An 18740-nucleotide genomic window follows, 5' to 3' on the forward strand; every position below is an offset into this window, starting at 1 on the left:
TATTATCTATTTATAAGGTTATAAGAGACTAACTAGCCAAAAACTACGAGGCTAAATTATCTGACATTTCTTCAAGTACATGTTTTAATGCAACTTCCATTTCCTCTTGGGGAGGGAATACATAACAGTAGTCCATGTTCCACATATTCTCGGACTTCGTTTTCCGTCCTAGCTATTCTTTTATGTCTACTTGCTTTTCTGAAGAGAAATAAAAGGGATTAAAACCAGTTTTACTTTCAGTTACCAAGTTTTCAGAGTAGTCAGGTTTTAAATCAAGTGTTTCGTATGTTTCATCATCAAACATAAACACTTGAAAGTTTTCTTTACCAATTGTGTTGAATGCGCTAGTTAGTACTTTTCCTATTGCTTTAGAATTATTATGATCAAACGGCTTAGATATGTGGTCAATAACCAGCATAGGAATTAATGGATACTTATCTTCTTTTAAAAGCATTATTAAAAATCCTAAGTATCCACATAATTGTATAAGAGTATGTCTTGCCATGCTTCCTATGTAATAATTTGCTCTTTCCTTTTTTTCTAACTCATTTTCATCTAGGACATTTTTAATTATCATTGGCTGAAGAATATTTCCTTTTTTCAAATACTGAATTTGGAATCCCTCTTGCTTGATGTCATCATTTACAACAGAAGAAATTTCACTCGCTGATTCATAAAGCTCTGTAATAAACTGAGATAGTTCTTTTATTTTTTTATAATCATCTGAATTTTGTAATATTTTCAATTCAGATCTTACCTCTTTAATTCTTTTTCTCTTTTCTTTTAGCTCATAATCACTAGACTTTATATCTTCCGATAAATATTCTTCAATTAACGCAATTGCTTTAGCTTTATCTTCTAATGTATACAACGTAAATCTTGAATTGTTTCTTCTTATGTCAGTTTTTAAAAGATCTCTCTGTTTTTTTAGCTCCTTTATGGTGTTGTCACTTATCATATATTTATTGAAAGAAATAGTTGTATCAAGACCTGAAATTATTTGTTTTAATGGAGAAACCAAATAATCAAAATCCTCATTTTTTTCAAGTAATGTGTTTAATTTTTCTAATAGTAGCCTTCTATTTTTATTGGATTGTTCAAGTTGCTTAGAATCTGCAATACTATTTTCATATACTTTTATTTGCTCAACAATGTTATTATACATTACTTCCAATTCAGCTATATTCTTATCATTTTTCTTTCTCACAACTACTTGCATATCTTTTATCTGATTAAGCTGTTGCCGCACCTCTTTTGAATTATTACCCGTGTACCAAGAATTACTACCAAGTTTCTGCAGATTACTATTTACCTGATGGCATATAAAATCAAATTTCGCGGATTCGACTTCTAAGCTTTTGACATCCTCTAATAGTATCTTCAATTCATTTTGTAGTTCATAGATTCTTTCAAGATTTTTATTAAATATAAAATTTAAAATAGGTGATAGTTTTGTTGAATATTTTATATCACTACATTTGTCAAAAAAGTCTTGTATTGCACCTTGTCTTTTCTCACCAAGAAAATTAAACATTGTAAAAGTTCGATAAGTTAGATCTTCATCAGTAAAATTTCTTATATTTCTCAAAAGTTCTATGTCTCGCGCAAAAATTGAATTTAGTTTATCCTTATATTCTCTTAAATCAATACTATCCGATTTTTTCTCATCTGAATAATGCAAATAATTGTGGTTGGGATTCCTTGTTCTAGTTATGCTATATTGGATACCATCAAGTTGAAACATCATAGTAGCCTTTTCTAATGAATCAGCATACCAAGGCTTTTTTCTTATATCCTCTGAGGAGCCAAACATAAAATCTATAAATCTATAAAATTCCGTTTTACCTGAGCTATTCTTACCTTTAAAATAATTTAATCCATGCTCAAATTTATATGTATATTGAGATTCGTCGGTTCCAAATAGAATCAACTTACATATTTTAAACAATATGAGTTACCTCCTTCATAAATTGCTTTTCAGTCATTTTTTGACTTGCCTTAATAGCTTTTTCCAGAAACATACTTTCCTCATATATAGGTAAATCAATAATCGATTCTGTACAACTTTGTAAAATATTATTTTCTATAAGCACTAATTTGTTTTTATTCAAGAGGTGAATAGCTTTAAGAATAAACTCTATATTATTACAATATTCCCTATAATCCCCAGAAAGCATGGAAATACACTTATAAATTATATCTTGGGTATTATTTCCGTTGTAAATCTTTCTAGGGATAAAGCGATCTTTTTTAATAAGATACGCGAAAACAAGCATCTTATTTACACTCAAATGTTTATGGTTACTTAAAATTCGCAAGATAATTTCGCAATATATACTAATTTGAATTGTTTCTGCTTCAAGTTTCAGATTTTTCATTTTCTTCGTCCTCCCATGAAATTTGAATATCTTCAACCCCATCCTTCGTTAGATATATTCCAGACCCATAACGAATTTGCTCGTTTTCCGCATACCCATTACTTAGTTTTTTAGTTTCTACTAAGCGATTATATGGTTGATCTATACCTTTTACTTTTAAACTAAATTTGGCACTCTCAAAATTTTCATATGTAGTTTCTTCGATATTTTGTATCTTTCCTAATTTATTAGATTCCAAGAACATAAATCGCAGACTTTCATAATATGCTCCAAAACCAAGATGTTGCTTTACCAAAACTGGCGGAAGCTTACAAGCAAGTAATTGCTTATACTCTCTAGAATTAGCAACCTCTAAATCATTAAAATCTACGGTATGCAGCTTTTTGAAATCCGCGTATAGCGGCTGAGTAATTGTTTCTGTTATTCTAATAGAAATGTCCTCTACCAACGTAATGAATTCATCATAGCAACATATATTTGGCTTTTTATCATTGATACTTTCCATCACTTGTACAGTAACATGTTGCAATAATTCCTTTATACGTAAATAATAAACTACTTCATTTACTCCAGCTTTTCTAAAAAGCAGAGAACATCTATCAACTATTCTTTGATCTATATCTTTCAATGAAACAAATTCATATTTATTTTTTATAGACAGGTATATCTTTTCGAACTCTTCATATTTATCCTTGTATATGCTTTTAACCTTTGAGATAGTAGCCCTAGTATTCTTAGTTGATTCATTTATTCTAGTAAATTGTTCGATTGCCGTTTTGCTGAACATGAGATCTTCATTGCCATAATCAGCATCAGTAAAAAGGATATACTTGGATACTATATTGTTTGATGATTCTAGCAAAATCCAATTCAAAAGAACCTTAGAAGCGACCTCTTCTGTGATGCTAGTTCTTTTCACTTGGATTGCAGTATTTACATTTTCCACTACTATTTTGTTAACAAAATTATCTTCATAATTATCAATTTCATTTGCATTAATTTTTTTTATATTCACATCATCAATGGTCTCAAACTCAATTTGCATACCTTCTTTAAGGGTTAGCATATAGTATACGAATACTTTTATTTGATAAGAAAAACCATTTAAACTATGGATTCCGCTACTATCTTGTATATATGTCCCCATTTTCACACCTCATCTCTCTTATGAAACATTATTAGGATTGCTATATCTCTAGCACAATAAGTTGATACTCACACACTAATGTATTTCTAACTAATTTCTTTTCATAATGTTCCACCGATATCCTGCAAAAAGTACACTTTTATACACAGCCAAGCAGTTTTTTCAAAAAATTCCAATAAACAGTTAAAGCTCTCCGTAGAAATTCTACGCAAGAGCCTTAGAAAAAACTATTACGGACAATGGGTTTTAGTCGCCTCTTGAAAGTCCAATCTGTACAGGGGAATTATTTCCTACAAACCTCTGGATTGTTATAATATATGGGTTATTATAAAATATGATTTCCTGTTGTTTCTATTATAGATATAATTTTCCGTATATTCAATTAAAGTTACAATTTCTAACTTAAAATACATTCACTATGTACAAAACCTTATTAAAAAACGTTTTATGGGGATTTTCCGATTATAATCAAGTACAGATTATGTTTTTAGTACTAGAAATTAATTTATTTATTATTTATAACTTTGGAAAAATATCTACCTGTTGAGATCTTTCAGAGAATAATTAGCCCTGATCGCAAGAAATCAAATATAATAAATAATTGTACTTAAAGAAATTATTGGAGGCATGTATGGAGCTTATTTATGTATGGGTTGATGAATACCGTAATATTCATAATATGGGTTTTAATTTATCACCAAGATTTAATGTGGATTTTAATAAACAATTAATATCTGCTCAGCCAATACTGACAATTGAAAAAACTGTTAGAAAACCTCAGTTATTTGAACAAAAAATAGATAACATCACTGCAATCATTGGGAAGAACGGAAGCGGAAAGACTAACATATTAGACATTCTTGGAGCAAAACGCTATGATCGTTCAAATCTTGGTAACTATAAAAATCTAAAGTATTTTCTTATTTATCACTTAGAAGCTAATATATTTGCTATTGAAGGGAGCAATTTTGATTTTATTAAAGACAACATTGAAGAGTATTCAACTAGTGGAAACCGGAATCATATCTCCGAACCATATAGCATTATTGTTGAACAAGTGGACCAAAAGTTTATATATAGAGGATTTTTACAATTTGCTCAAGGGATGGACTATAAGGATAATATAAATTATTTCAGTTTTCGACACCATTATTCTGGAAATGCATACCGCCATCAACAAAGCATGACAATTGAGAATGAACCTTCACATTTGTTTAACAGAATAAATTTAAGTCAACAAAACACTGGTTACTTAGCTATATATCAGATGATCATTGACCTAAATAAAGATGCCAGTACTGAAAATCAAAACAATTTTATGTTCGATTTTAAAAATAATATGTATCTAACAATAACACCAAGTATGCACATAAATGACGATATAGATTTAGAAATAGAAAAAGGATTTGAAGAAAAATTTAATTTTTTAGTTCGTAACCCAAATAAGCGTCGTTTTAAATTTAATCAAAAACAAGATTCTATAAATCATTTTTTATACGAATTTTGTCATTCCTTAGCATCACAATTCTTTTTGTTACCCAAGATGAAAAATGAATTATCAAACATAATTAGTACCATTAAAGATTTCAAAGTACACGAAGATAACTTTTATGATTATTACATAAAAATTATAACTACATTGTTAAGATATCATGAACAAAACGACAAGTATTTTAAAAACAGGCATCACCAAATTATTGATATTTTAGAAGGATTTATTCAAGATCTTTCAGGGTTTGATCCTGCGTGGTTTCACAAGGAGAATATAACTATTCCTCTAAATAATGTTAGCCACAATGTATCCCTTAATAATTTCCTTAAACTATTTGACAGTCTAAACTTTATCGATGAAGAAATACAATCACTGATAAAAATATTTTCTCTAAAATTTCATCCATTCAGTGCGGGAGAAGAAGCCCTTTTATCTCTTTTTTCCGCTCTACATTATGCTTTAAGTCTGGAATACAATGAAACAAAGGATAAAGCCATTATCCTATTAGACGAACCAGACAACTTTATGCATCCAGAATGGAGTAGATTATTAATAAATGAATTATGTTCATTTTTAAACAGATTAGATAATGGATACCAAACTTATCAAGTAATTGTAACTACACACTCCCCATTTATTATATCTGATTTACCCAAAGAGAATGTAATAGCACTTGAAAAGGATCTTTCTACCGGTAAATGTATTCAAGTACCTATTGTAGAGTCTTTTGCAGCTAATATACATACCCTACTTGCTGAAGATTTTTTTATGAAAAGTACTATTGGTGAGTTTGCGAAATATAAAATTAATAGAACTATTAGTTTACTAAAGAATCCTAATGATCTCTCGTTAAATGAAAAAGAAGAAATAGACTATATCATTAGCATTATTGGAGAACCTCTTATAAAACACAAATTAAAGTTAATGTCTGAAAATGTATTTCATAAAGAAGAAACAATCCAGAAACTAAAGGACCGAATTATGGAGTTAGAAAACGATGATACCAATAACAAACAGTAATTTACCTGTTCTTGCTAATGAACATTTTGAAGCAATAAAAATTCATTTAAAAAACTTACGCACAAAATATACTTATAATGATATTAATAACTGGTTTAGAGCAAATGGTCCAAATTTATCCTTTAAGGAAGTTATTTTAGCAGATATGAAGGAACTGCCTCGCATTAAAAATGCCTATCATGGTATTCCTATTAGTGACGAAATTAAATATATTAGGGATAACCTTTATAGTGATTATTTTGCAAATTCTTCAAAATACTTAATTGATACGGAGTATAATGCTGCTAAATTAGTACAAAAACTTGGAATAATGGTCTGCCCTTATTGCAATAGGAATTATATAAATAATGTTACTTATTCAAATCGTGGACTTAAAAGAACAAGTCAGATGGATCATTATTATAGTAAAGAGAAGTACCCTTTCTTAGCAATGTCTTTTTATAACCTTGTCCCATCTTGTCCTAGCTGTAATCATATTAAAAGTAACAAACGTATTTATTTTTCTCCTTATGATACACGCTTTAAATCAAGGGAATTGCTACATTTTAATTTTAAAATAAAATCAATTGATTTTATTCATGATGCTAGCCAGTTAGAAATTACATTAACAGCCTTGAACAAAAGAATAAACAGTAATATCAACACTTTAAGGCTCAATTCACAATATAAAATACACAAAGATATAGTTCAAGAACTTTTTAAAAATAAGATTATTTATACGGAGACAAAGTTAAAGGAGATACATAGAGACTTTAATGGACTTTTTACTAATGAAGAAGACATGAAAAGAACCCTTTTTGGAAATTATTTAAGTGAAAATGATTTACACAAACGACCACTTTCTAAACTAATAAGTGATATTTACAACACAATAGATTAGTAAGAGGTGATAAATAATTAGATTGCGATAAATCATAAAGAAATGGAAGACAGATTCGATTTTTATCAAGAGAGAGAAAAGCTGATCTTTTTTGCGGCAACTACCCTTGGAATGCAAGTTGATTTTAATTTTTATCTTATTAAAGAATACATACAAAAAAAGGTAAAATGTTAAAAATCGAATAGCAGTAACAATTTTTTGACACAATTCTGTCGGGGACAGTTATAGATACTAAAAAGTTGGTATAGAAAAACAGAGAGCATATATACTCTCTGTTTTCTTTTACACTCCAAAATTATGTGTATGAGTGAAGTGAGGGAACACATCTCGTAGACTAAAAGAGGCCTGTAGTAATTAGTCTCTTTGAGGCGAAACAAGTATTTTCAATCCGACTTTTTCACCGTAATCCCACATTTTCACCCAAGCATAAGTATCAGCAGGAAGATAAAAAGTTCTCTCTTCTTGTGGCATTATGACTGACATATCACATTCAGTACCATGCACTTTTGTGGCCGGATGGATTTTAACATCCCTATTTGTATCGTTATAATAAACAAACTTCATCATTTTAACCCCTTTTTCACTTGAAAAATTACTCTTCAAAGGCAGTCATATTTCTTCTGGTAGTCGCTCCGTTAGGAAGTTAAAAAAGTTTTCAATTTAACATAGATGATAGATGGTGCAAATAAACTTTTCAGCATTCTTTCGATTTCGAAAGATGATTCAACAGATCTTGAAGCCTCTTTAGTTTCTCAGCTAAGTTTACCAATGGTGTCATCCTTTGATGATTAAAATGTCAAAATGATAGTTTATATGTTTATTCAAATTTTAATCGTTTTATATAAGTCATATTGACTTTTTAATATTAATCGCAGCATTCCTTATTTACTAATTCGACTTTAATACAGTTTGACCTACTACGTAACCTTCACTATCCTAAACGGCAAAATTATAAGATACTTTTTTATCAAGATAGATGGTTACTCGCCTAACTGGATGATGAACATAGTTATCATCCCTAAGAATTAACCTCTTATTGTCCGGTTTACCATTCTCCGTATAGCCACCCACCCAATGGTTAGGATTACACTTTTTGTTTTTTCTTAAACTTGGAATCTTCCCGCATTTTAAAAGCAGTAGTAATACTTGGTATGCAATGTTACTACTTGCTGTAGTGTATTCGGTCTGTTTGTTTCTCTTATACCCGTCTCCACTCAAGTATTGATCTAAAACAGATTCAAGTTTATTTTCAGACAGATTCATTATTTCATCTGGTATATGCTTATTCGAGGCCCCAGTTCCAAATAGTGAGGCAAACATAAGTGCTAAATCAATTGAGTAAGCTCGAAATTCGATTCCTAATTCACAACCAGCTGATTCAAAGATAGATGTATTAACACCAAATTCTCTTCTTTAATATATGAACCGAAATACTCGAAAACATCCCACTCATTTATATTACCAGCAAGGCTAATAAACCTTCCTTTTCCAGTTTTTAAAGAATAGCACCCTTCAGCCAAATACCTTCCGAATAATTCAAGTAACTTAGTACTTAACTGATTTTGTTCAGGGACATCTTTATAGCGAGGATTGGGACTGTTATGTTTATGTATAGTCAACATCTTAGTGTCGGTATAAAATTTAGGGATAGGCATTAAAATCATGTCACGAGGAAGCAACGATTTTATCGGTATCCATTTTGATGCAGATTCGTTATATCGGTAAGCTGAAATCTCTTGTTCAGCACCATAGATTAATGGAATGTTATAACGATGATATTCTAATTGGACGGTTACTCTACGATGTTCCTTTTTCTTTATACTTTCAATCGGATAAAAGTCCATTTCAACTGTTTATACTTGGTCTCCTACAAGTACATCTTCAACAGGGATGATTCCCTTATCTTTCACATAAACTAATTGACCTTTTTGGATCATGAATTAATTCACCTCTGAACGTTTAATGAGTTGACCACATGCTCACCAAATCGTTCACGTAATTCACACTGATTCACAAAAGTTCACAAACAGCATTTTTTTATTTGAAAACCGATTCCTTAAAACCGTGTTAAATCAACATTTCCGAACGCTATTTACGTATTTAACTAAACTGATAAAGCTGGCAGCGTAGAGGTCAGTGGCATGTGTTTCCTCCGGTTCCCATATCTGTACAATCCTAGTAACAATATTTCGTTAATAACAAAATTCTAACTGAATATTTTTTTGATTACTGTAAAAGATATATTAGACGATAATACACCTATTTTGTACGAATAATCAACTTTTCTACTATAATTTATGAGAACATTCGATAATTGAAAAAGTGCAACCAAGGTATATATATTATGTAAACTAGGATAATTCTTCGCCATGATTGAGGTTATCCCCTGAAGTTCCTATAATATCTATACTTTGGAACCTTCCATACGCACATTCCTTATAATTTTTCACGTTTTTCATGTGAACGATAATTCTCCTTTTGAACGATAATGTTGTGTATTTGTATGGATAATGAGTTATCGTCTAAACAACTTTTATTGGAGGTTTTTGGTTTGCAATTAAAAGCTGCAATTGACGAATTCATACTGTACATTCAAGTTGAAAAAAATTACTCCACACATACAGTTGTCAGTTATGAATACGATTTACTTCAATTTTTAACTTTTTTACTCGATTATGACTGTTCAACTGATTTGGCTTCAATCAGCAAGACCCGGGAACCCACAAGCAAAAACCGCGTTCCATGAACCGGAAGATTTCCAGTTTTAAGTCATTCACTAAAAACTGCATACAGGAAAAATACCTTATCCATGACTTTATGAGTGGCATTGAAACACCCAAAACCGATGACAAATTGCCAGTATATATGACGTTAAGTGATCTTCAGCAATTATTCCGCTCGCTTGAACAGGATGATTCGACTTTATCAAAACGAAATGAAATCATGTTCAAGTTATTGGCGGTAACCGGTATGAGACGATCCGAACTTGTCTCGCTTACATGGTCGCAATTGGATTTTTCCAATCAAACAATCCGGATATATGGAAAAGGTAAAAAGGAACGATTGTTGCCCCTTCATCCCCTCCTTATTCCTCTTCTTAGTACTTATAAGGATTCTCTGGATTCGTATCAGAGTTATGCTACGGAGCCTGTGATTTTGAATAAAGATGGTAAACCATTGAATCCACGTGGATTACACTCCATATTTAAAAAGACCTTACGAAAAGCCGGTCTGCCTCCCTCCCGCTTTTCGTTACACCATTTGCGCCATACATTTGCGACGCTTATGCTGCAAGAGAACAAAGAAAATGTGAATTTGCGAACACTTCAAGAATTATTAGGCCATGAAAGCATCACTTCAACGGAAGTGACCTTCTGGATCAACCTTGCTTCCTGTGTGGGCTAAAGCCGTAAGCATAAGATTCTTAATTACATAAGTACTTAATGGTTGTCTTTTATTTTTCACCCAATCTCCTCAATTCTTAAAGTGAAATTAAAATATACTAAGAAATTCAAGCGTAACAACTATTCTGTAACTTACCAATATCATTGTTTGAGAAAACGTACAAGAAGCCCAGATGAAGGTTTTACCCTCCATCTCGTGTTCCTCTACTTGAGATGCTTGCTCTTCGGCTTGTTGTGCGTCCGGTTAAAGTTGCGCGTAAACCGCGCTAATGCAGCAGGTAGTCATTGTGATTGCCTGAAAGATCAGATCGTGTCACCTTTCTTTCGTCGACGATGAAAGAACAGCGCGTCAGAAAGGCGCTTATCAAAGCGAAAAGGTAACCTTTGATGAGCCTTTACGAGCACCATTGGCATGGCTAGGACAAAACGATGAAAGGAAGGATAGAAGATAGCTACATGGTGACAGCTTTAAAACTTTTATAACTGTATTTTTGTGTTTTATTAGTAATCGACAGATTTGGCGAGATACGTTAAATGAACATATCAAACATTTTTTTCCATATTTGTTGGTACTGTTCATCGATTAATTTGGCTTTCTTTTCGTTAAGCATAATCATTTTAGTTTGACGTGCTAAATCTACTTTCCAACCTTTTTCTAAATCAATTCCGTTTTCAAGGAAGAACTTTTCAATTTGAGTTAGAATAGGTTTGGATTCATCATAAATATCTGCGAAATCTTCATCCGTTCCTTTTGAAAGGCGGTATATATAACGTTCAATTAAATCGAATGGAATTAAATCTTCTACTTCAGCATTTTCAATGCTGACTAAATCAGAAACTGATATTATTTTTTCGCGAGAATCTTTGTATAAATCTTTTAGCAGGCTTTCTTTAGCACCATTCCCTGATTTATCAGAGTCTAAAAGAATTACAGGAAGCTCTTTGTCTTTACCTGATAGGAGACTTGATAAAGCTCGTATTCCTTTAACACCACCTGAAGGTACAAATAAAATTTCTTCTTTAGGATTAATTAACCCACGATTTATCAAATAATTCTTAATTCCATTTAAATAGAATTGATCGGAAGGTCCCTCTACAATAACTGTTTTACATCCTTGTAATAAGACATCAGATATGCTTAATCCTAATGCTGCATGGACTGCGTAAACAGAAGTATTTTTATTTGAAGTTGAGTCAGCTGCTCGGAGGTTACCCGACGATACGGTATGACCGTTTTCATCTATATAGACAACTTTAACTCTATCTATATGTCTAGTATCAACCAAAAATGGAGAATGAGTAGTATGAATAATTTGATTTCTTTCAGCAAGATTATCAAAGAAATACGCTAAATCCTTTTGAGCTAGTGGATGCAAAGATACTCCAGCTTCATCTAATAAAAGAATTGCGTTATCGTGTGTATCTTTACTCTCAACTAAAAAGATTAAATAAAAGCTTAAGAACCATTGTAATCCTGTACTGCGACCTTCCAGTGTGATTTCCTCCGGTCTTTTTTCATCAGATACCCAAATTTTAAAATGTTTTCCGTCTGCTTGAAATCTAAATTTGTAATCACCTTGTTTCCACCATTGTCTAAATTGTTTTGTAAGATCTAGACCAGCAGATTGTAACAGTACATCACGTTCCTCCTTTTTCTTTGAAAATTCTTCTATCTCAGTTTCTGACAGTTGTATTACACGACCTTGATTATCTAATTTTTGGTCTGTTCCTAACTCTAATATTTCTTGTGGATCAAGATTAACAAATTCAAAAAGCACTTTTAGTGTCCGAACTTTTGCTTTCGTCGTTGAAGATACATCTTCTCTTTGCATATTTTCAATGACATGAGGAAGATAAATTTCAGAATCTAGATTTCCGTAGTTAGAGTAGTAAACAAATTTAGGCATATTTTCAACGACTAATGTTCTAGCTTTTTGTACAGTGGATGGATTTGGCACGCTTACTTGTTTCAAAAACGAATTTAATTCTTCTATTACATTATCAAGAAAAGGTTTTATTTGAGAACTTTTAGGAAATTTTATTGAAACTCCTAGCTTTTCTACTATACTTTCAATTTGTTTAAGTGAAATCTGGTCTTCATCTAAATAATTTTCTTGAATTTCAGAAAATATCTTCTGTATTCTCTCAACTAAACCTTGTTCAGACTTTCCTACCTCTTTTAAAGAGCCTAATTTACCTAAAGATTCAACAATGATTTCACTTATCAATGTACCTATCGAATAATGTTTTTTTTATATAGTTAGGAAATCCAACAGTTCTTCCACCATTAAAATTTCTAGTAACTTTTGTAATCTTTAGAACTTCTTTATCACAGCCAGTTAAACTGACAAGTTGATCTAACAAACTTTCATCAGTAATCTCAAATTCACAGCTAATAAATATTTGAGGATCTTCGTCATCTCTCCACTGAGCATACTTACTTCTAGGAATATCCTCTAACTTATTGATTTTGCCATCACTAGCAGGGTTCATTTTCCATAAAGCTAATAGCAAATTGGATTTCCCGGCTTCATTAACTCCTACTAATGTGGTAACAGCGTCACTTTCAATCCAACCGCTGTCTAAAACTGACCTGAAATTTTGAACAAGAAATCTTCTTAAATGCATCATCTTTTAATACATCTCCTTGTCGATTTAAATAAATATTTGTTGCATAAAAGATTTATTAAAAACAAGTTCTTATTTTATAACAGTTATGTAGCTTGGAATTCCTTTTCTCATTAGTTTAATATTACTAATAAAAATAAAAAAGCAGCCTTCTTCAGTTAAGAAGAAAATTGCTTTATAGATGTTTTTAACTTAGCCGCTGCTTCCACCAACAAAATCCAAGTTGCTCCTTGCTGATTCTCGCTTATCAAGCGTTACTTCTGCTATTGCAGATGATACTTGTTGATCAGTAAATGCTTTTATCAAAAGTGATAAAAAAAAGCCGAATTTCCTGGATCATGTAAATTCAGCTTTTTACTTTGCTCTCGCATACCGATGTTATTGAAGAAAAGAAGACAAATCCCACATGTATTTGACTAGTGTTCATTTTTTGCATTGTTTTAACGTCACCATTAAATGTTGCCACCTTTTTCATTACCGAGCGGTATTTACTTTCTCTTTCCACCGGATTTTGTACGTCACTTATAGCCAATATTTCTTGGAGTAACTATTGTGTTCCATCTTGCTTAGCATTGGATATTCTCAATAAATCTGCAATGATTCATAAGTGACCAGTGTTACCCCTTATGTCTTTTAACAAAGAGATAACCTCTTCAAGTTTTATTTCTTCTCGGTTCTTTATATCCATGAGTTCTATATAAGGTTGCTTATCTATTTCTCTTTCGTTTGAAACACCAAATGCAGTTATAAGACCGTTTAGCTGATTATGTTGCTCAAATACTTTCTTTGCTAGATCGTTCTCTTTAAAAAATGTGTTCGAGGTATATATATTATGCAAACTTGAAAAAGACGCAAAACGGGGATGGAATTTCCCTTTGAACCGTTTGCCCTTTGCAAACCATCTGGGTTCACCGCTCTCACTGAGGAGAGCCGCTACCCCAGCTTCCATCGCTGCTTTTACGGTGGATGCCAAGTCTAAATGTCGTTTTGGTATTAACACCACTTTTCCTTTTAACTTGCATTCGAGAAGAAGTCTGTTTACATTTGCTGATAAAACGTTGTCTTTTTTGATTGCTCGTTTTTAGGCAGCGCCCAAGAAATCGTTAAACATAAGCAAGTAAAAGCGGCTAACCAAAACACATTCGTTAAGCCGATTGCTTTTTCTAATGAATATCCTGCTATTGGTCCAAGTGCCGCACCTAAATCAACCACAATGTAAATGATGTCATAGTAAATACCTTGTTTGTTACTTTTGAGACAGCATTAGAAAATACCGTATCTATTATTGTGGTTAGGCTTGATGAGACTAAGAGATGGATTAATAATATTGGCAGCCATACCATGATTGGTATATTTAGCGGTATAATCATCAACAGGATAAATGCGATTATTAAGAATACTGCTAGCATCCTACTCTTTTTTTCAGTATTGTCTAACGCAGTTCCCACCCTTGAAACAACAAATGGCGCTGCTCCCCATCTTATTGCCTGTATTACACCAGCGAGTGTAGCAGCACCCACTATTAAGCCTAATATATCAACCCGTTCGGTAAATTTCACCTGGATGATGTGGCTTAAGCTTGCAGTCAACATTCCATCTAATAACATGATTATTAAAAATGCCGTAACAAATATCTGGATTAGATTTCTGTCTTTAAATGTTTTGAAGTTTGCTAACAGTGCAGGAGAATTTTTAGTCGTTACCTCTTTATCTAATGATTTAGGAACATATTTATACAGGATTGGAAGACTAAAAAATGCTGATAATCCAATGACCGTGCTGATAAGTGCTACGCCAAACAAATCAGCGAATAAACCGCCTAAAAACATTCCAAATAAACTACCAAGTCGATAAAGCCCATTGTAAGTTCCCATGAAGCTCCCTCTGTTTGTATCGTTTGCAAGCTGAAAGATCAATAAGTACGCTCCGAGTTTAAATAATGACCAGGAAAAGCCCCAAACTGACCGCATAATAACCCAAATTTCAAACTCTTTCACAAATCCATAGCCTATCGTTGTTATCCCGCTAAAAAAAATCGCAATCAAAATGCCAGTACGAAAGTTTATCTTTTTATATATGAAGCCGATTAATGGGTTCAACGGGAGTCTTACGAATCGATTGACGGAGAGTAATACACCTACTCCTATTAAGGAAGTTATCCCCATTTCTTTATAGTGTGTAGGCAAAATGATGTAAAGCATGGAATCTCCAGACATGCATATGGCAGTTATTAAGGCTAGCGCAATGACGGATTGTTTATTATTGTCCTTCATATGTCACCCCTTTTAAGTAAGACCAGCCTGTCATGGAGACTGGTCTTCACAGGTTTACCCGCAGCAAGAACTTTTGATTTCTATTTTGACTGGAGTGCTAGTACAGCAACATGAATTCACTGCAACAGGTTCTTTTTTTGTTGAACAAGACGATGTTTCACAGCTGTCATTTGTATTCAGCGTTGTAGTAATGTCTTCCTCGCAGCAACTCGTAAAATTGACACTGCACACTCCTGTCTCAGGAAGTTCCAATTTAACTTCTTTTGCAGCTTTCAAATCACCTGTTAAGTAAGCGACAACGGATCTGACCTGTTCATAACCTGTTGCAAGCAAAAAGGTTGGTGCTCTTCAATAACTTTTCATCCCGACAATATAAAAATCTTTTTCTGGCTGTCTTAATTCTTCTTCCCCATGGGGTCTTACCGTTCCGCAACTATGAATATTCGGATCAATAAGAGGCGTAAGCGCTTTCACACTTTCAACAGCTGAATCCAGGTTTAGTCTTACTTCCTGCAAGAAAGATGTATCTGGTCTAAACCCTGTTGTTACGACAATTTCGTCGATACCATCGATTGATGCTTCCTCTCCGTTCAAATTTCCAGTCACAAATATTTTTCCGTCTTTTGCACTTACCCCGTTTACATAAAAAGGTGTCATGATATTTACTGTCTTGGTTTCAACTAACTGTTGGAGCCTAATTCCTAGCTCTCCTCGTGCTTGTAAGCCATCTTTTTCTTGACCACTATAGGCATCTGAAACAGATACTTTTCTGAGAACCCAATGTATCTTTGTAGCAGGGAATATCCCCTTTAATCTTGCCAGGTCCAATAGAGCATTTATAGCCGAATGACCACTACCAATAACCATGATAGATTTGTTCCGATATCTGCTTTCTAGTTCGAGTACATTAGGAATGCCATAAAAAATTTGATCACTTAATTTTCTTTCTGCATTTGTCCAAATCCCATTGGAGAGAATAGGATTCGGATTCTTCCATGTACCAGATGAATCAATCACAGCTTTTGTTTCATACACTTTTGTGTCCCCACCCACTTCAACATACAGTTGGAAAGGGACACGATCCCTTTTAGCGTCTTTTAATTTATCGATATTTTTTCTCGCAATACCGACTACTTTGGCATTAAAGGTAATATGGTCTTTCAACGCAGGAAGTTTGCTAAGCGGCAGCAAATACTCTTCAACCAGCTCGCGCCCCGTTGGGATAACGTCGTTATTCGGTAATTCCCACCCAGTTTGGAGAAGCAATTCTTTTGCAGCTTTATCGATGTTATACTGCCATGGGGAGAACATTCTGACGTGACCCCATTCCAACATGCTTGAACCAACTGAACTTCCACCTTCAAACAAGATGAACTCCTCACCTTTTTTCACCAAGTGAGCAGCAGCTGCGAGACCTACAGGACCACCCCCGATGATAGCTACTGGTAATGTACTGTTTTCAAATAGAACCATTTGCATTACCTCCTATAAAATATAATGAAATATTGCGTCCGTGGCTTATGCTGTGCAGCAAGCTGCTTGGCAGCAGTCAGGTTGAACTGTTTCTTTCTTAAAGATTAGGTTACGAATAGGATTTTTTATTGGTTTATAGCTCTGATTCTGAAAGGACTGCTCTCTGATGAACCCTTCAAATTCCTGCATTTTGGATTGTACGATAATCTGCATTTCATAATCGTTAAACATAGTATCTCCTCCTAGTCATTAATAATTTGTAATTCGCAAGTATTGTCGAAGAATGTACTACCCCCATGGAGTAGTACAGCAAACAGATGACTTTACCATTCGGTCATTTAATAACTTTAATGAACGCACCACGGTTTCCTTTTCAAACTCGTTCATTGTGGAGAATATTTCATTCAGATAGTCATTCATCTGTTGTTCGATTCTGTTGTTTACTTTTACTCCTTCCTCTGTCAGAGAAAGGATGGAAATGCGCCGATCTTCTTCATCAGGTGTTTTCATGACTAAATTCATTTTTATAAGTGACTGGATCTGCCTACTGAAGGTAGTGATATCTGTACCAAGTGTCTCTGCTATTTGTTGGATTGAAGGTTTATGCTGACGGTTAATTTCATACAGAATATGGCTTTGAACCAATGAAATCTCGATTTCATCTGCTCTGCAACAATTTTTGTTTAATAATCCAAACCGTCGTGTTAGGAGTTGAAACAATCCTCGAAGGTTTTCAGATTCCATTTCTTTCACCTCTTACCTTATTTATACTCCTTTAATTTGCAAAATGCAACTAATGTTTAAATTTTTATTTATTTTGTTAATTCTTGTACGCTAAAAGAAAATTTTCGTAGGTCTTCTCTCCGCAAATGCACAGGTCTTCTTTAAAAAAGTTCTTCTGGATGAATTCTTTAGCCTTTTCCAGTTCACTCTCACAAGACTGTCCAATCGATGGCCTCAATCTGGATGCTATTTGATTTCATATGATGCTCATAACCGCTCATCTCTTCTTTTGCTGCAGTTATGTTTTTACTTAAAGAAAAACCAAATAGTAATTATGAGCCAGACGCTGCAACAGCCAGCAGTGGCTTAACAAACCAAAACAAATTAATTGTTTCCTTGCCAGATGAATCAGCTGTCTGAATAAAGAACAAAATTAACAGGGATAGAGAAATTGTAAGAAGAATGCATAGAATGATATTTGATTGCACTAGATTTATCATCTCACCCACATTGCACCCATCATCCCAGCCATTAAACCACTCATCATCCCTTCAATTGCCGGAAGAAAACCGAAACGGATACCAATAATCACACCTCCTGTAATGCCCAATGTCATAGATAAAACAGTTGAATAAAACAAGTTTCCCTCATACATTGAGCCAAGGAGTACACCTGCTGTTAAACCTGTGGTCATCGAAGTTGGAGACTCCGTTAAGAAAGTTCAAATCCACATACGGCAAAAACTCCTCCTTACGCTCAGAACAGGGAGTAAACATCTTAGGTTAAGTGGATAAAGAACGGAACCAGTCCATCGAATTTTGGTTCAAAATATGGTTATACTTTATCGGTTTGATCACAATTCCATGTAGTGATGAACTTTATTTAAAATGTGCAGATTCTAAGGAGTTTTGTTTATTCCGTTTTTTTTAAAACAGTCTGGGTAGAAGGAAAATGAAACCTATTTATAAGGAGGATTTTAAATGACCCAGCAACAATATGAAGAGTGTATCCGAGCTTGTTTAGAATGTATGGAAGCTTGTAATGATTGCTTCGATGCCTGTTTAAAAGAGGATCATGTACAAATGATGGCAGAATGCATTCGCTTAGATAGAGAATGTGCGGATTTGTGTGCTTTTGCCGCAAAAGCCATGCAAACAAATAGCCCATTTGCTAAACAAATCTGTAAGTTGTGTGCCGACATTTGTGAAGCATGCGGGAACGAATGCAAAAAACATGACCATGATCATTGCCAAAAATGTGCTGAGTCATGCTTTAGATGTGCAGAAATGTGTCGCAAGATGGCTGCTTAAAATTGAAACTTT

At 33.3% G+C, this 18740-nt stretch carries 19 protein-coding genes; 5 read left to right on the top strand and 14 right to left on the bottom strand.

The window, feature by feature from the left end; all coding sequences use genetic code 11:
• Positions 1-172: 172 nt before the first annotated feature.
• Genes D0469_RS21395 through D0469_RS21400 form a run of 3 tightly spaced genes read right to left on the bottom strand, consistent with a single transcriptional unit; the run spans position 173 to position 3525 of the window.
• Complete coding sequence (locus D0469_RS21395) at positions 173-1948, bottom strand: AAA family ATPase (RefSeq protein ID WP_199478532.1); 1776 nt, start codon at positions 1946-1948, stop codon at positions 173-175.
• Entirely contained in the window at positions 1941-2378 is a 438-nt protein-coding gene (locus D0469_RS14570; protein WP_117327471.1) for a hypothetical protein, read from the bottom strand. Before D0469_RS14570 ends, D0469_RS21395 begins: the two co-directional genes overlap by 8 nt.
• A complete protein-coding gene (locus tag D0469_RS21400) occupies positions 2359-3525 on the bottom strand; it encodes a hypothetical protein (RefSeq protein WP_199478534.1) in 1167 nt (388 codons plus the stop codon). The genes D0469_RS14570 and D0469_RS21400 overlap by 20 nt, the downstream gene beginning before the upstream one ends.
• A gap of 631 nt (positions 3526-4156) precedes the next feature.
• On the opposite strand from D0469_RS21400, the gene D0469_RS14580 reads away from it, so the two are divergent.
• Positions 4157-6037, top strand: coding sequence for an AAA family ATPase (locus tag D0469_RS14580; protein ID WP_117327472.1), 1881 nt, complete (start codon positions 4157-4159; stop codon positions 6035-6037).
• Entirely contained in the window at positions 6015-6917 is a 903-nt protein-coding gene (locus D0469_RS14585; protein ID WP_117327473.1) for a hypothetical protein, read from the top strand. Before D0469_RS14580 ends, D0469_RS14585 begins: the two co-directional genes overlap by 23 nt.
• A gap of 354 nt (positions 6918-7271) precedes the next feature.
• Here the strand turns inward: D0469_RS14585 and D0469_RS14590 are convergent, their stop codons facing one another.
• The 3 genes from D0469_RS14590 to D0469_RS14600 all read right to left on the bottom strand — a co-directional run bounded on the left by D0469_RS14590 (position 7272) and on the right by D0469_RS14600 (position 8761).
• Entirely contained in the window at positions 7272-7484 is a 213-nt protein-coding gene (locus D0469_RS14590) for a hypothetical protein (protein WP_233523068.1), read from the bottom strand.
• Positions 7485-7853: 369 nt separating this feature from the next.
• A complete protein-coding gene (locus tag D0469_RS22165; protein ID WP_117327475.1) occupies positions 7854-8237 on the bottom strand; it encodes an LAGLIDADG family homing endonuclease in 384 nt (127 codons plus the stop codon).
• 38 nt (positions 8238-8275) lie between these two features.
• Positions 8276-8761 carry a hypothetical protein gene (locus D0469_RS14600; RefSeq protein ID WP_117327476.1) on the bottom strand — a complete coding sequence of 162 codons (486 nt, stop codon included), beginning with the start codon at positions 8759-8761 and terminating at the stop codon, positions 8276-8278.
• Between the two features lie 707 nt (positions 8762-9468).
• On the opposite strand from D0469_RS14600, the gene D0469_RS21720 reads away from it, so the two are divergent.
• Together D0469_RS21720 and D0469_RS14605 are read left to right on the top strand one after the other, a co-directional pair.
• Positions 9469-9663, top strand: a complete 195-nt coding sequence (locus D0469_RS21720; RefSeq protein WP_233523069.1) for a site-specific integrase — start codon at positions 9469-9471, stop codon at positions 9661-9663.
• Entirely contained in the window at positions 9660-10322 is a 663-nt protein-coding gene (locus tag D0469_RS14605; protein ID WP_233523070.1) for a tyrosine-type recombinase/integrase, read from the top strand. Before D0469_RS21720 ends, D0469_RS14605 begins: the two co-directional genes overlap by 4 nt.
• A gap of 529 nt (positions 10323-10851) precedes the next feature.
• Here the strand turns inward: D0469_RS14605 and D0469_RS14610 are convergent.
• The 8 genes from D0469_RS14610 to D0469_RS14645 form a co-directional block, all read right to left on the bottom strand.
• Positions 10852-12549 (bottom strand): AAA family ATPase, encoded by a 1698-nt coding sequence (locus D0469_RS14610; RefSeq protein ID WP_158553502.1) that lies wholly within the window; start codon positions 12547-12549, stop codon positions 10852-10854.
• Positions 12539-12952, bottom strand: coding sequence for an AAA family ATPase (locus tag D0469_RS14615; protein ID WP_117327478.1), 414 nt, complete (start codon positions 12950-12952; stop codon positions 12539-12541). Before D0469_RS14615 ends, D0469_RS14610 begins: the two co-directional genes overlap by 11 nt.
• A gap of 598 nt (positions 12953-13550) precedes the next feature.
• Positions 13551-13949 carry a hypothetical protein gene (locus tag D0469_RS14620; protein WP_117327479.1) on the bottom strand — a complete coding sequence of 133 codons (399 nt, stop codon included), beginning with the start codon at positions 13947-13949 and terminating at the stop codon, positions 13551-13553.
• Between the two features lie 199 nt (positions 13950-14148).
• The gene (locus tag D0469_RS14625; protein ID WP_233523071.1) at positions 14149-15222 is read right to left on the bottom strand and encodes an MFS transporter; all 1074 of its coding nucleotides are present in this window, start codon (positions 15220-15222) and stop codon (positions 14149-14151) included.
• A gap of 348 nt (positions 15223-15570) precedes the next feature.
• Positions 15571-16695: an NAD(P)-binding domain-containing protein gene (locus tag D0469_RS14630; protein ID WP_325048961.1), complete on the bottom strand. Its 1125-nt coding sequence runs from the start codon at positions 16693-16695 to the stop codon at positions 15571-15573.
• 45 nt (positions 16696-16740) lie between these two features.
• Entirely contained in the window at positions 16741-16926 is a 186-nt protein-coding gene (locus tag D0469_RS14635; RefSeq protein ID WP_117327480.1) for a hypothetical protein, read from the bottom strand.
• A gap of 57 nt (positions 16927-16983) precedes the next feature.
• Positions 16984-17439 (bottom strand): MarR family winged helix-turn-helix transcriptional regulator, encoded by a 456-nt coding sequence (locus tag D0469_RS14640; RefSeq protein ID WP_117327481.1) that lies wholly within the window; start codon positions 17437-17439, stop codon positions 16984-16986.
• 475 nt (positions 17440-17914) lie between these two features.
• Positions 17915-18112: a hypothetical protein gene (locus tag D0469_RS14645; protein WP_117327482.1), complete on the bottom strand. Its 198-nt coding sequence runs from the start codon at positions 18110-18112 to the stop codon at positions 17915-17917.
• A gap of 286 nt (positions 18113-18398) precedes the next feature.
• Between D0469_RS14645 and D0469_RS14650 the strand changes: the two genes are divergently transcribed.
• Positions 18399-18728 carry a four-helix bundle copper-binding protein gene (locus D0469_RS14650; protein ID WP_117327483.1) on the top strand — a complete coding sequence of 110 codons (330 nt, stop codon included), beginning with the start codon at positions 18399-18401 and terminating at the stop codon, positions 18726-18728.
• The last annotated feature ends 12 nt before the right edge of the window (positions 18729-18740 follow it).

Origin of the sequence: Peribacillus saganii, from assembly GCF_003429095.1 — a bacterium.
In the GTDB taxonomy this organism is placed as follows: Bacteria; Bacillota; Bacilli; order Bacillales; family DSM-1321; genus Peribacillus; species Peribacillus saganii.